The sequence below is a fragment of the Streptomyces sp. NPDC001903 genome (assembly GCF_042891345.1).
Taxonomy (GTDB): Bacteria; Actinomycetota; Actinomycetes; order Streptomycetales; family Streptomycetaceae; genus Streptomyces.
Genome location: NZ_JBIASZ010000017.1, coordinates 119,224 through 132,795, shown reverse-complemented (window position 1 = coordinate 132,795; position 13,572 = coordinate 119,224). Strand labels below are relative to the sequence as shown.

The window sequence follows — 13,572 nt, the reverse complement described above, 5'->3', positions numbered from 1 at the left end:
GCCCCGGACCCTGTGGTCCGGGGCCGTCCGTTGTCGGTGGGGTTTGGTAAGAATGCGGGTGTGAGCAGCGAGAACGAATCCGAGCCGACGGGTGCCGCGGGCGCCCGGCCGGAGCAGCTCGCGCTGATGCGGGAGATGGTCGCCGAGGCGAAGGCCAAGGCGCCCAAGGCCAAACCGCGCACCTGGCGCGGCGCCGCCGTCGCCGAGGAACTCCCGGTGGCCCGCGTCCTCGTCAACAAGGGCGTGCTCCACCTCGACCGGCTCTTCGACTACGCCGTCCCCGCGGAACTCTCCGAGACCGCCCGGCCCGGCGTCCGCGTCCGGGTCCGCTTCGGGGCCGGCGGCCACCGCGTGCACGGCGGACGCCGCGAGGGCGGTGGCCTCATCGACGGGTTCATCGTCGAGCGGCGCGCCGAGTCCGACTACGACGGAGCCCTCGCCGCCCTCGCCCAGGTCGTCTCGCCCGAGGTCGTGCTCACCCCCGGCATGCTGGCCCTGGCCCGGGCCGTCGCCGACCGGTACGCCGGCAGCCTGGCCGATGTGCTGCAGCTCGCCCTGCCCGCGCGCAGCGCCCGCGCCGAAGCCAAGCCCTCGCCCGAGCCGCTGCCCCCGCCCGCCGCGCCCGAGCCGGGCGGCTGGGCGCGGTACGGCGCCGGCCCCGCCTTCCTGCGGGCCCTGGCCACCGGCGGTGCGCCGCGCGCGGTGTGGACCGCCCTGCCCGGCCCCGGCTGGGCTGACGAGCTGGCCCGCGCCATGGCCGCCACCCTCGCCTCCGGCCGCGGGGCCCTCGCGGTACTGCCCGACGGGCGCACCGCGGCCCGGGTCGACGCGGCGCTGACCGCCTTGCTCGGCGAGGGCCGGCACGCGCTGCTGACCGCCGAGTCCGGCCCCGAGAAGCGCTACCGCCAGTGGCTCGCCGTGCACCGCGGCTCGGTGCGCGCCGTCATCGGCACCCGGGCCGCGATGTTCGCGCCCGTACGCGACCTCGGGCTGGTGGCCATCTGGGACGACGGCGACTCCAGCCACAGCGACGACCGCGCGCCGTTCCCGCACGTCCGGGAGGTGCTGGAGCTGCGCGCGGTCGGCGACGGCTGCGGATTCCTGGCCGGCGGCACCAGCTGCACCGTGGAGGCCGCCCAGCTGGTCGAGACGGGCTGGGCGCGGCCGCTCGTCGCCGCCCGGGAGACCGTACGGGCCTGCGCGCCCCGGATCCGGACCGTCGGCGACGAACTCCTGGCCCGGGACGAGGCGGCCCGCGCCGCCCGGCTGCCCAGCCTGGCCTGGGAGACCGTACGGGAGGGGCTCAAGTCGGGTCCGGTGCTCGTCCAGGTGCCGAGGCGGGGCTATGCGCCGCGGCTGGCGTGCGAGCGGTGCCGTGCCCCTGCCCGCTGCACGGTCTGCGCGGGGCCGTTGGAGGCGCCCGACGCGCGGGAGCTGCACTGCGGCTGGTGCGGCCGGCAGGAGAGCGCCTGGCACTGCGAGGAGTGCGGGTCGTTCCGGCTGCGCGCCCAGGTGGTGGGTGCCCGGCGGACGGCCGAGGAGCTCGGGCGGGCCTTCCCGGCCGTGCCCGTACGGACCTCGGGGCGCGACCACATCCTGGACGAGGTGCCGGACCGGCCCGCGCTGGTGGTGTGCACCCCGGGGGCCGAGCCGGTCGCTGCGGGCGCCGGGTACGCGGCGGCGCTGCTGCTGGACGGCTGGGCGATGCTGACGCGGCCCGATCTGCGGGCCGGTGAGGAGGCGCTGCGCAGGTGGATCGCGGCGGCCTCGCTGGTCCGGGGGGAGGGGCAGGTCGTCGTCGTCGCGGAGCCGACGCTGCGGCCGGTCCAGGCCCTCGTGCGGTGGGACCCGGTGGGCCATGCCGTCCGGGAGCTCGCGGAGCGGGCCCAGCTCGGCTTCCCGCCGGTGTCGCGGATGGCGGCCGTCGCCGGCCGGGGCGAGGCGGTGGAGGCCTTCCTGGCCGGAGCCGGGCTGCCGGCGGACGCGGAGGTGCTGGGCCCGGTCCAGGTGCCGGGGCGGCGGGGGGAGCCCTCGCCGGGGGAGCGGGCCCTGGTCCGCGTCCCGCCCGGCAGCGGGGCCGCGTTGGCGGCCGCGCTGAAGTCGGCCCAGGCGGCCCGGCTGGCCCGCGGAGTCCCGGCGGCGGAGTCGGTCCGCGTCCGCATCGACCCGCCGGACATCGGCTGAGTCCCGGACCGGGGTGCAGCCGAACGCCCCCGGTGGGAACGGCCACGAGGGCGTCCCAGCGGGGGCGGGGTGCGGGTAAGGCCTCAGGCCGGCCGGCCGTCGGAGGGTCGGCGTCCCGGCGGCCGGCGGCGCATCAGCCGTTGCCGTCAGCCGTTGCGGGGCCCCGGGAAGGCGGCCGCGGAGCGGGACGGGACCGCGGCCTGGGACTCCTCGCGAAGCGGCTGCGGCGGGACCGAGCGGGCCGCGGGGACCGTGGGCAGCGGCCCGAGGGTCCGCGTGGTGGTGCCCTCGGCCACTGGCTCCGCGGACTCCGCGGCCTGGGCCCGCCGGGCCCCGTACCGGCGGTGCACGGCCTGCTTGGTGACGCCGAGAGCGGAACCCACCGCGTCCCACGAGAAGCCGAGCGAGCGGTCGAAGTCCACCGCTGCGGTCACCAGCGTCTCGACGCTGTCCCGCAGCTCCTGCGCGAGACGGACGGTGGGGGCGGGGGCCCTGCCGTAGACGACGAAGCCCGTGGAGGGACCGGAGCGGCGCGGGCGGTACACGTTGCCGAGCTGGGCGGTGAGCGTACGCAGAGCATCCACCTGCCGGCGAACCCGCTCGATGTCCCGCACCAGGAGATGCAGGCTGGCCCGTGCTTGGGCGTCGTGGGTGGCGTGGTCGGCCATGAAGAAGCCTCTCGAACCGGTGCTGAAGAGCGGATCGGGCCGCAGACACCGATCTCATCGCGCGGCCCGGTTTCGGTCAATCTCTCTTGACCAACGCGCCAAACGGCACCGAAGTCACGCACCGGGGGCGTGTCGGCATATGCGAGAGGCGCGCGTGTGTGCGTACGCCCCCTGACGGGGCGTCGGGGACCGCTCGGCGGCTCCCGCGCGGGCCCCCGGGGCGTCCGCGCACCGGGCCGGGCGGCCCCAACGGAGCCGGGACCATAGACTGGTGAGCTGCTGACAGCCGAGATAGCGAGGTAGGACCCCAGTGAAGCTCGTCTTCGCAGGCACCCCCGAGGTCGCCGTGCCCGCCCTGGACGCCCTCATCGCCTCCGGGCGGCACGAGGTCGCCGCCGTCGTCACCCGGCCCGACGCACCGGCCGGCCGCGGCCGCCGGCTCGTCGCCAGCCCGGTCGCCGAGCGCGCCGCGGAGGCCGGCATCGAGATCCTCAAGCCCGTACGGCCGCGCGACCCGGAGTTCCAGGCCCGGCTGCGCGAGATCGGCCCGGACTGCTGCCCGGTCGTCGCGTACGGCGCCCTGATTCCCAAGAGCGCCCTGGAGATCCCCCGGCACGGCTGGGTCAACCTGCACTTCTCGCTGCTGCCCGCGTGGCGCGGGGCCGCCCCCGTCCAGCACTCGATCATGGGGGGCGACCAGGTCACCGGCGCGTCCACCTTCCTCATCGAGGAGGGCCTGGACACCGGCCCCGTCTACGGGCACCTGACCGAGGAGATCCGCCCCACCGACACCAGCGGCGACCTGCTGACCCGGCTCGCCTTCGCCGGCTCCGGCCTGCTGGCCGCCACCATGGACGGCATCGAGGACGGCACCCTGCGCGCCGTCGAGCAGCCCGCCGACGGCATCTCGATCGCGCCCAAGATCACCGTCGAGGACGCCCGGATCGACTGGACCGCCCCCGCGATGCGCGCCGACCGCGTGGTGCGCGGCTGCACCCCCGCGCCCGGCGCGTGGACCGTCTTCCGCGGGGAGCGGCTCAAGCTCATCTCCGTCGGCCTGGTCACCGACCGCACGGACCTGGCGCCCGGCGAGCTCGCCCCGGGCAAGAACAACGTGTACGTCGGCACCGGCTCGCACGCCGTGGAGCTGCTCTGGGTGCAGCCGCAGGGCAAGAAGCCGATGCGCGGCGCGGACTGGGCGCGCGGGGTGCGGATCGCTCCCGGCGAGCGCGTCGGCGCCGCCGACGTAGGCTGATCCGTACCGGCGACCGGCCGGATCCGTACCCCCCCGCATCCCGTACACCCCGCAAACGCCGCACCCCGTACACCCCGTAAACCCGGAGCACCTTTCACGTGAGCGATCAGTCCCGTCCCCCGCGCAGCGCCGCAGGCCAGCGGCAGGCCAAGCCGTACCGCCGCCCCAAGAAGGACCCCGTCCGGCTGCTGGCCTTCGAGGCGCTGCGGGCGGTGGACGAACGCGATGCGTACGCGAACCTCGTCCTGCCCCCGCTCCTGCGCAAGGCCCGCCAGACGGAGGGCTTCGAGGCCCGGGACGCGGCGCTGGCCACCGAGCTCGTCTACGGGACGCTGCGCCGGCAGGGGACGTACGACGCGGTCATCAAGGCCTGCATCGACCGGCCGCTGCGCGAGGTGGACCCGCCGGTGCTGGACGTGCTCTCGCTCGGCGCCCACCAGCTGCTGGGGACCCGCATCCCCACGCACGCGGCGGTGTCGGCCAGCGTGGAGCTGGCCCGGGTGGTGCTCGGGGACGGGCGCGCCAAGTTCGTGAACGCCGTCCTGCGCAAGATCGCCGCGCACGACCTGGACGGCTGGCTGGAGCGCGTGGCCCCGCCGTACGAGGAGGACGCCGAGGAGCACCTCGCGGTGTACCACTCGCACCCGAGGTGGGTCGTCAGCGCCCTGTGGGACGCCCTCGGCGGCGGCCGGGCCGGTATCGAGGACCTCCTCGAAGCCGACAACGAGCGCCCCGAGGTCACGCTGGTGGCGAGGCCCGGGCGGTCCACCACGGACGAACTGGTGGAGGCGCTCGGCGAGGACTCGGCGCTGCCGGGGCGCTGGTCCCCGTACGCCGTGCGGATGGCCGAGGGCGGCGAGCCGGGCGCACTGGAGGCGGTGCGCGACGGGCGCGCCGGCGTCCAGGACGAGGGCAGCCAGCTGGTGGCGATGGCCCTCGCGGCCGCGCCCGTCGAGGGCCGCGACGAGCGCTGGCTGGACGGCTGCGCGGGACCCGGCGGCAAGGCGGCCCTGCTGGGCGCCCTGGCGGCCGAGCGCGGGGCCTTCCTGCTGGCCTCCGAGAAGCAGCCGCACCGGGCGCGGCTCGTGGAGCGCGCCCTGGCCGGCAACCCCGGCCCGTACCAGGTCATCGCGGCCGACGGCACCCGTCCGCCGTGGCGGCCGGGCTCCTTCGACCGGGTCCTGATGGACGTCCCCTGCTCCGGGCTGGGCGCGCTGCGCCGCCGCCCGGAGGCCAGGTGGCGCCGCCGCCCGGAGGACCTGGAGGGCTTCGCCCCGCTCCAGCGCGCGCTGCTGCGGGAGGCCCTGTCGGCGGTCCGGGTGGGCGGGGTCGTGGGCTACGCGACCTGCTCGCCGCACCTGGCCGAGACCCGGGTCGTCGTGGACGACGTGCTGCGCGGCCGCGGCGCGGGCGCCTCGCCGGTGGACGCCGAACTCATCGACGCCAGGCCGTACATGGCGGGCGTCCCGGCCCTGGGCGACGGCCCGGACGTACAGCTGTGGCCGCACCTGCACGGGACGGACGCGATGTACCTGGCCCTGATCCGGCGCACGGGCTGACGGCGGGCCGGGGCCTCGTCCCCGGCCCGGCGTCCGGAGGCCGGGCGAGAGGAGGTGCGGCCATGGCCGAGCGGGTGATCGGGCGGGGCGGCGTCCCGCTGTGCGCGGAGTCCTTCGGGGAGCCCTCCGATCCCGCCGTCCTGCTCGTCATGGGGGCCGGGGCCTCGATGCTCTGGTGGGACGAGGGGTTCTGCCGGGCGCTCGCCGGGGGCGGGCGCTTCGTGATCCGGTACGACCACCGCGACACGGGCCGGTCCGTCACGTACGCGCCGGGCCGTCCCGGGTACACCGGAGCGGACCTGGTCGGCGACGCCGCCCGGGTGCTCGACGCGTACGACCTCCCCGCCGCGCACGTCGTGGGCGTCTCCGCGGGCGGGGCGCTGGCGCAGCGGCTCGCGCTCGACCACCCCGACCGCGTCCTCTCGCTCGTCCTGATCAGCACGTCCCCCGCCGTGCCCGGCGCCGGCCGGGCGCTCGCGCCGCCCACCGCCCGGTTCCTGCGGTTCGTCTCGGGCGCGCACGTCGACTGGTCGGACGCCGGCTCCGTGGCCGAGTACCAGGTCGCCTTCGCGCGCCTGCTCGCGGGCGGCCGGCGTCCGTTCGACGAGGCCGCCGCACGCCGCCTGGTGCGGTGCGACATCGAGCGCGCGCACGACTTCTCCGCGGCCCGCAACCACGACCTGCTCCCCGAGGGCGCGCTCCCGTCCGCCCCCCTGTCCGCCATCGCCGTGCCCACGCTCGTGATCCACGGGAGCGCCGATCCGGTGTTCCCGCTGCCGCACGGCGAGGCCCTCGCGGAGCGGATCCCCGGGGCACGGCTCCTGGTCCTGGAGGACGCCGGCCACGGGGTCGAACGGGCCGACTGGGACACGGTCGCCCCCGCGATCCTCGAACACACCGCCGCGGACCCTCATTCATAAGAATCTCTTAAGCATTCTTCGATGTTGATGAACGGTCGCTACGCCCGTCTTCAGTTCAGGGGTCGTGGCCGGAACTGCGCCACGGCATGGCAGGCTTGGGGCATGGCCGCTCAGATTTATCCCAGCATCCTGTCCGCCGACTTCGCCCGCCTCGCCGAGGAGGCCAAGGCCGTCGAGGGGGCCGACTGGCTGCATGTCGATGTCATGGACAACCATTTCGTCCCGAACCTCACCCTCGGTGTGCCCGTCGTGGAGTCCCTGAGCCGCGCCACGGACATCCCGCTGGACCTGCACCTCATGATCGAGAACCCGGACCGCTGGGCCCCGCAGTACGTGGAGGCCGGCGCCGGATCGGTCACCTTCCACGCCGAGGCCGCCGCCGCGCCCGTGCGGCTCGCGCGGGAGATCCGGGCCAAGGGGGCGCGGGCGTCCATGGCGCTCAAGCCCGCCACGCCCATCGAGCAGTACGAGGACATCCTCCCCGAGCTCGACATGCTGCTGATCATGACGGTCGAGCCCGGCTTCGGCGGCCAGCCGTTCCTCGACATCATGCTCCCCAAGATCCGCCGGACCCGGGAGCTCATCGCCAAGCACGGCCTCGAGCTGTGGCTCCAGGTCGACGGCGGGGTGTCGGCCACGACCATCGAGCGGTGCGCCGAGGCCGGCGCCGACGTGTTCGTCGCGGGGAGCGCGGTCTACGGGGCCGTCGATCCGGCCGCGGCCGTCCGTACCCTGCGGGAGCAGGCGGATGTCGCGATCGCCGCCGCGCCCTGGGTGTGCGACCACTGAAACGAGAGTTGGTGAACAGCTCGGTGAACGGGAGCTGTCCAGGCTGATCAACGGCCGCCGGATCTGACAGGATGAACGGCGAGTCGAGAGTGTGAACAGCAGTGAGGAGAACGCGGTGTCTGCAATGTCGGCGGGACGGTCAGCCCTGCGGATGGGACCCGCGGAGCTGGTGCAGGCGGCGGCCATGGCCCGCCGCTTCTACCTGGAGGGCAAGTCCAAGATCCAGATCGCCGAGGAATTCGGCGTGAGCCGCTTCAAGGTGGCCCGGGTCCTGGAGACCGCCCTCGAGCGCGACCTCGTACGGATCGAGATCCGGGTGCCGGCCGAGCTCGACGCGGAGCGGTCCGACGCGCTGCGTGCCCGGTACGGGCTCCGGCACGCGGTGGTGGTCGAGTCCCCGGCCGACGCGACCGAGGACGCGCCGGATCCGGAGAACCTGGGCGCGGTCGCGGCCGACCTGCTCGGCGAGCTCGTCAACGAGGGCGACGTACTGGGCCTCGCGTGGGGGCGGTCGACCATCCACATGGCCGCCTCCCTGCACCGCCTGCCGCAGTGCACCGTGGTGCAGCTGACGGGCGTGTACGACGCCGGCACGGCCGAGCGCGGGTCCGTGGAGGCCGTACGGCGGGCCGCCCAGGTCTCGGGCGGCGACGCGCACCCGATCTATGCGCCGATGCTGCTCCCCGATCCGGCGACCGCGGCCGCGCTGCGGAGCCAGACGGGGATCGCCCGGGCCTTCGAGTACTTCGACAAGGTGACGGTCGCCGCGGTCTCGATCGGCTCGTGGGAGCCGGGCATCTCGACCGTCCACGACATGCTCACGGACGAGGAGCGGGCGCACTACGCCTCGCTCGGCGTGGCGGCCGAGATGTCCGCCCACCTGTTCGACTCCGAGGGGCGGCGCGTGGGGCGCGACCTGGGCGAGCGCTGCATCACCGTCGAGGCGGACCGGCTACGCCGGATTCCCGAGGTCGTGGCCATCGCGGGCGGGCTCCGCAAGGCGTCCGCGATCGGGGCGGTGCTCCGCTCCGGGCTGGTGACCAGCCTGGTGACCGACACGGCGGTCGCGGACTACCTGCTGACCGAGTCGGAGCCGGGACTGCGGCCGGCGCTGGAGCGGGCAGACCCGGACGACTGAGTCCTCGCGTACGTTTGCGGATCGCCCGCGGCGCCCCGGCACCGACGCCCCGGCCGGGCCCTGTCCGGGCCCGGGGCGCCTTCCGGGGCGGATGGTGCCGCAATTGAGATCCGAACGGCGGCCCGTGCGGGGGGCTGTGGGGCGCATACTGGTCTCAATGACAAAGTCAGCAGTACCTCGCCGCCATTTGCCGTCCAGCCCGTTCAAGGCCCCCGTGGAACCGCCGCTCCGGCAGTTCAGCGTCGGCGACCGGGTCTCTCACGATGAGCACGGCCTCGGCCGTGTCGTCGGTATCGAGGAGGGGATCGCTGTCCTGGTCGACTTCGGGTCGGTCCAGAAGAGAATTCTGAGCCCGTACACCAAGATGTCCGCTCTCTGAGGCCGTCGCTGTCCCGGTTACCGCCACCGGGCAGGCGATTCGCGAGCGAATCGGATATTTGGCACGATCGGTGCATGATCTTCAGGGACGTGCCCCGGTCGTTGCTGCGTTGTGCCGTGTGGGCGGTGTTCCTTTGCGTTGCGCTGGTCGGCGTGACGGGGTGTGGTGGGCAGAGCGCCGCGCCGTCCGGCTCCGCTTCGGCTTCCGCGCCGGGTCCCGCCGCTTCCGCGCCGCCGCCCGCATGGGCCAAGGGGATGGCGACCGTACGGGCGGACGCGCTGCCGGCGCAGGCGCGGGAGGTGCTCGTGCTGATCGACCGGGGCGGGCCGTACGCCTACCGGCAGGACGGGACCGTGTTCGGGAACTTCGAGAAGGTCCTGCCCCGGCAGAAGCGCGGGTACTACCACGAGTTCACGGTGAAGACGCCGGGGGAGCGCGACCGCGGGGCGCGGCGGATCGTGACCGGTGAGGGCGGGGAGTTCTACTACACGGACGACCACTACGACACCTTCAAGGCGGTCCTGCGATGACCCTGGATCCGCAGCCGCTCGGGCCGGCGCTCGACGCCGCCGAGGAGGCGGGCTGGACGACGCTCCGGGTGGACCTGGCCGGCGTGCGGGGCAAGGCCGAGCTGATGCGGCGGTGGGGAGCGGCGCTCCGGGTGCCGTCGTGGTTCGGCGGGAACTGGGACGCGCTGGCCGATGCTCTGATCGACCTGTCCTGGCTGCCGCAGGCGCCGGGGAGGCTGCTGGTGGTGACGTCCTGGCGGTCGTACGCGGGTGCGAGGCCGGGGGACTGGGAGACCCTGCAGGAGATCCTGGAGGAGGCCGTCGACTTCTGGCGCGAAGGCGGTGCGGGCGAGTTGGCGGTGCTGCTCGCCGAGCCGCCGGCCGGGCCGGGGCCCCGGTCGGGTCGGACGTGAGCACGGGGGCGGGGGGCTCGCCCCCGCCCCCGCCCCCTAGCTCTTCGGGATCCAGGGCGGCGTCTGCCCCCAGGACCAGACCGGGATCTTCGCCGCGTCCACCGGCGGGGGGTTGGGGCCCGAGTAGATCAGGGCCATGCGGGTGCCCCACTCGATGTAGTACGTGAACACCGCGCGGAACTCGGGGTCCGTCGGGAGGCCGACCTCGTCCGCCGTGTCCATCAGCAGGTCCACCCAGCGGCGGCGCTGCTTCTCGGTGATGCCGCGGCCCAGGTGCTTGGTGGCCATGTGCTGGTGGCCGCCGTGGTGGGCCGTGTACTCCGCCGGGCCGCCGAAGACCTCCGACAGCCAGACGGCGACGTGCTGCGGGTGCTCCGCGTCCATGCCCGCGAAGACCGGGGCCAGGATCTCGTCCTGCAGGGCGTGCGCGTAGAAGGCGTCCGTGAGGCGGTTCATCGCCTCCGCTCCGCCCATCCACTCGTAGATGGTGGGGGTGCTGCCGGGTGTGGTGCTCATGACTGGGGTGCGGCCTTTCCGGGGCCGGCCACGTCGGTGACGCGGTAGTGCTGCATCTCCTCGATGGCCTTCACGTACGGGCGGATCGCGCTGAAGAACGCCGGGAAGTGCTCGCCCTTGCGGAATCCGTTGAGGTGGGCGTCGACCGACGTCCAGCGGATGCGCAGGATGTAGCGCTCCCGGTCGTTCTCCTCCTCGCAGCGGGCCAGCTCGTAGTCGATGCACTCGGGCGAAGCGGCCAGGGCCTCCGCGGCCTGCCGGTACGCGTCCTCGAAGGCCTGCTGGTCGTCCAATGCGATCCGGTAGCGGATGTATTCGACGGTGGTGGTCATGGGGCGTGCCTCTCCCTGTGATCGGGTGCCGGTCGGCTCGCTGTCAGACTTGCGTGATCATGCCCCGGTGGGGAGGATTTTCGTCATTCCGACCCAGACTTCTGGGAGTCCGCGTCGTCGGAGGCCCCGGAAGCGTCGGAGGCGTCGGCCACGTCCGGGCCGGCCGCGCGGACCTGCTGGACCTTGGCCAGCGAGTCGCGCAGCTCCGTGAGCCACTCGTCCGTGTTGCGGCCGACGAGGCGGACGCACCAGGCGAGGGCGTCGGCCCGGCTGCGGGCGACGCCGCCCGCCACCAGGGTGTCGAGCACCTTGCGCTCCGGCTGGCGCAGGCGCGTCATGACCGGGACCGCCAGGTGCGTGAACAGGACGCGGTCGTCGCCGGACTGGACGGCCCAGGCGACCTTGCGGCGGTAGAGCTCCTCCGCCTCCCGCGCGACCTCGATGCGCTGTTCGCGGGTGCGCTCGCGGAACTCCTTGACGGACTCGGTCGCCGGGATGGTCCCGACGACCGTGATCTCCTCGCGGTCGACCGAGACGTCGACCACGGACTCGTACACGTCCACCGGGAGGCGGTCCGCGAACCACGTGCGAAGCTGCTCGCTCTGCTCGGATGTAATCATGTAATCAACGTTGCATCCGGCCCTCGCTTGATCGCAAGCGATTCGTGTTCGCTCTCAGCCCATCGAGCGGTAGCGGTGGATCAGCGAGACCGCCATGGCCCCCTCGCCCACCCCCGAGGCCACGCGCTTGACCGAGTGGGCCCGTACGTCGCCGGCCGCGAACACGCCGGGGACGCTCGTCTCCAGCGGGTACGGGGCGCGCTCCAGGCTCCACTCCGCCGGGAGCTCCCCGCCGTTCGCGATCAGGTCCGAACCGGTGAGCACGAAGCCGTACTCGTCGCGCTCGACCACGCCCGACAGCCAGTCCGTGTGCGGGCGGGCCCCGATGAAGGTGAACATGAACCGGGCCGGGACCTGCGTGTCCGCGCCCGTCGTCGCGTCGTGGAGGGTCAGCTGCTCCAGGTGCTCCTCGCCGTCCAGCCGGACCACCGTCGTGCGGACCTTGACCTCGATGTTCGGGGTGCGGTCGATCTCGTCGATCAGGTAGCGGGACATGCTCGCGTCGAGGGATTCGGCGCGGACCAGGATGGTCACCTTCGCCGCGTACTTGGCGAAGTGCACCGCCGCCTGGCCGGCGGAGTTCGCGCCGCCCACGATGAACACGTGCTGCGAGATGCAGGCCGAGCTCTCCGTCGTCGCCGCGCCGTAGTAGAGCCCCGCGCCCTCGAAGCGGTCCGCGCCCGGGGCCTCCAGGCGGTTGTACGAGACCCCCGTGGCCAGCAGCACCGTTTCGGCACTGATCTCCGTGCCGTCGGCCAGCGTCAGGATCTTCGCCGGGTCGTCGCGGGTCAGCGAGACCACCTCCACCGGGTGCAGGATCTCGGCGCCGAAGCGGGAGGCCTGGATGGTGGCGCGGCGGGTCAGGTCGCCGCCCGAGAGGCCCGAGGGGAAGCCCAGGTAGTTCTCGATCAGGCTGGAGGTGCCGGCCTGGCCGCCCGGGGCGCGGGAGTCCAGCATCAGCGTCGAGAGCCCCTCCGAGGCCGAGTAGACGCCGGCCGCCAGGCCCGCCGGGCCCGCACCGACGATGACGCACTCGTAGTGCGGTCGCGAGGCGGTGGTGGCCAGCCCCAGGCGCTGGGCCAGCTCGGTGTCGGACGGCGCGGAGAGCACGGCCCCGTCCGGGAAGCGGACGAGCGGCAGCGCGACGTCGGGCTGGGCGGCGATCAGGGTCAGCGCCTCCGGATCCCGCTCGACGTTCAGGAAGCGGAACGGCTGGCCGTTGCGGGTGAAGAAGTCCCGGACGGCGTGCGTGCCGGGGGAGACGAGGTGCCCGGCGACGATGATGCCGTCGTACGCGGGGCGGTAGGTGGCCAGCCAGTCGGAGAGCAGGTCGTCCAGGACCGGGAAGAGCCGCTCGTGCGGCGGGTCCCACGGCTTGAGCAGGTAGTAGTCCAGCCGGACCCGGTTGATGGCGGTGATCGCCGCGTCCGTCTCCGCGTACGCCGTGAGCAGCACGCGTCGCGCGTCCGGGAAGCGGCTGACGGCCTCCAGCAGGAACTCCACGCCGGTCACGTCGGGCATCCGCTGGTCCACGAGGAACAGCGCCGGGTCGTGGCCGCGCTCGTCGAGGGAGTCCAGGATCTTCAGGGCGTCGGCGGCCGAGGAGGCGCCGAGCACCCGGTAGCGGTCGCCGTACGCGCTGCGCAGGTCGCGCCGGACGGCCCGCAGCACCTGCGGATCGTCGTCCACGGCCAGGATGACGGGCTTCCTGCTCTCGGCGCGCTCGGCCGCGGCCGCCGTGGCGGGGGCGGTGGCGCTCTCCGGGGCCGCGCTCACGCCGCGTCCAGCATCAGCTTGTCCGCGTAGCACCAGGCCCACGCCTCGCCCGGCTCGTGCGAGGCGGCGATGGGGTGCTCGCTGGTGCGGTAGTGCTTGGTGGCGTGGCGGTTCTTGGAGGAGTCGCAGCATCCGACGTGCCCGCAGCTGAGGCACATCCTCAGGTGCACCCAGCTGTCGCCGAGGGCGAGGCACTCCTCGCAGCCCTCGGTACCTGGTTTCACCGGACGTATCTGATCGATGTGTGTGCACAACAGGTCCGTCGTCATCGTCCCCGTCCCTCTCCTCGATCCTTCGCGCCCCCGTGATTCACGGCGCGTCCAGACCATAGGGCGGTGCCCCCGTAATGGTTCAGTGATTCGGCCGAGGTCATGAAGTCTCGCGGCTACTTCATGACCTCCGGAAGCGACTACCTGAGGTGCCCCCGCGACCTGCCCTCCCACCTCATGAAGTCGCATACGGGCGCTTTGACGCAGCCCTCGGGCACAAGCAGTGTGGGTCAGGCCAACGACAA

Annotated in this window: 15 protein-coding genes; 9 read left to right on the top strand and 6 right to left on the bottom strand. The window is 73.9% G+C overall.

What is annotated here, in order from left to right; all coding sequences use genetic code 11:
• Positions 1–60 precede the first annotated feature (60 nt).
• Positions 61–2,184, top strand: a complete 2,124-nt coding sequence (locus ACFYZS_RS31220; RefSeq protein WP_389019807.1) for a primosomal protein N' — start codon at positions 61–63, stop codon at positions 2,182–2,184.
• A gap of 146 nt (positions 2,185–2,330) precedes the next feature.
• Here ACFYZS_RS31220 and ACFYZS_RS31215 read toward each other — a convergent pair whose 3' ends face one another.
• Positions 2,331–2,852, bottom strand: a complete 522-nt coding sequence (locus ACFYZS_RS31215) for a hypothetical protein (protein ID WP_389019804.1) — start codon at positions 2,850–2,852, stop codon at positions 2,331–2,333.
• A 310-nt stretch (positions 2,853–3,162) separates the two neighbouring features.
• Here ACFYZS_RS31215 and fmt point away from each other — a divergent pair, with 310 nt between their 5' ends.
• The 8 genes from fmt (at position 3,163) to ACFYZS_RS31175 (ending at position 9,814) form a co-directional block, all read left to right on the top strand.
• A complete protein-coding gene (gene fmt / locus ACFYZS_RS31210; protein WP_389019801.1) occupies positions 3,163–4,107 on the top strand; it encodes a methionyl-tRNA formyltransferase in 945 nt (314 codons plus the stop codon).
• A 98-nt stretch (positions 4,108–4,205) separates the two neighbouring features.
• Complete coding sequence (locus ACFYZS_RS31205) at positions 4,206–5,666, top strand: RsmB/NOP family class I SAM-dependent RNA methyltransferase (RefSeq protein WP_386166562.1); 1,461 nt, start codon at positions 4,206–4,208, stop codon at positions 5,664–5,666.
• Positions 5,667–5,728: 62 nt separating this feature from the next.
• Entirely contained in the window at positions 5,729–6,586 is an 858-nt protein-coding gene (locus ACFYZS_RS31200; protein WP_389019798.1) for an alpha/beta fold hydrolase, read from the top strand.
• Between the two features lie 102 nt (positions 6,587–6,688).
• On the top strand, positions 6,689–7,375 hold the full coding sequence (gene rpe / locus ACFYZS_RS31195) for a ribulose-phosphate 3-epimerase (RefSeq protein ID WP_389019795.1): 687 nt from the start codon (positions 6,689–6,691) through the stop codon (positions 7,373–7,375).
• 124 nt (positions 7,376–7,499) lie between these two features.
• A complete protein-coding gene (locus tag ACFYZS_RS31190; protein WP_030157489.1) occupies positions 7,500–8,513 on the top strand; it encodes a sugar-binding transcriptional regulator in 1,014 nt (337 codons plus the stop codon).
• 157 nt (positions 8,514–8,670) lie between these two features.
• Positions 8,671–8,892: a CarD family transcriptional regulator gene (locus ACFYZS_RS31185; RefSeq protein WP_030157491.1), complete on the top strand. Its 222-nt coding sequence runs from the start codon at positions 8,671–8,673 to the stop codon at positions 8,890–8,892.
• Between the two features lie 74 nt (positions 8,893–8,966).
• Positions 8,967–9,422, top strand: coding sequence for a ribonuclease domain-containing protein (locus ACFYZS_RS31180; RefSeq protein ID WP_389019791.1), 456 nt, complete (start codon positions 8,967–8,969; stop codon positions 9,420–9,422).
• Positions 9,419–9,814, top strand: coding sequence for a barstar family protein (locus tag ACFYZS_RS31175; RefSeq protein ID WP_389019789.1), 396 nt, complete (start codon positions 9,419–9,421; stop codon positions 9,812–9,814). The genes ACFYZS_RS31180 and ACFYZS_RS31175 overlap by 4 nt, the downstream gene beginning before the upstream one ends.
• A gap of 36 nt (positions 9,815–9,850) precedes the next feature.
• On the opposite strand, the gene ACFYZS_RS31170 is transcribed toward ACFYZS_RS31175, so the two are convergent.
• From ACFYZS_RS31170 to ACFYZS_RS31150, 5 genes are all read right to left on the bottom strand, one after another.
• Entirely contained in the window at positions 9,851–10,330 is a 480-nt protein-coding gene (locus ACFYZS_RS31170; protein ID WP_389019787.1) for a group II truncated hemoglobin, read from the bottom strand.
• The gene (locus ACFYZS_RS31165; RefSeq protein WP_389019785.1) at positions 10,327–10,662 is read right to left on the bottom strand and encodes a putative quinol monooxygenase; all 336 of its coding nucleotides are present in this window, start codon (positions 10,660–10,662) and stop codon (positions 10,327–10,329) included. Before ACFYZS_RS31165 ends, ACFYZS_RS31170 begins: the two co-directional genes overlap by 4 nt.
• An 83-nt stretch (positions 10,663–10,745) precedes the next feature.
• The gene (locus tag ACFYZS_RS31160) at positions 10,746–11,282 is read right to left on the bottom strand and encodes a hypothetical protein (RefSeq protein WP_389019782.1); all 537 of its coding nucleotides are present in this window, start codon (positions 11,280–11,282) and stop codon (positions 10,746–10,748) included.
• A gap of 54 nt (positions 11,283–11,336) precedes the next feature.
• Positions 11,337–13,058, bottom strand: coding sequence for an FAD-dependent oxidoreductase (locus ACFYZS_RS31155; RefSeq protein ID WP_389019780.1), 1,722 nt, complete (start codon positions 13,056–13,058; stop codon positions 11,337–11,339).
• A complete protein-coding gene (locus ACFYZS_RS31150) occupies positions 13,055–13,327 on the bottom strand; it encodes a UBP-type zinc finger domain-containing protein (RefSeq protein ID WP_134074632.1) in 273 nt (90 codons plus the stop codon). Before ACFYZS_RS31150 ends, ACFYZS_RS31155 begins: the two co-directional genes overlap by 4 nt.
• Positions 13,328–13,572 lie beyond the last annotated feature (245 nt).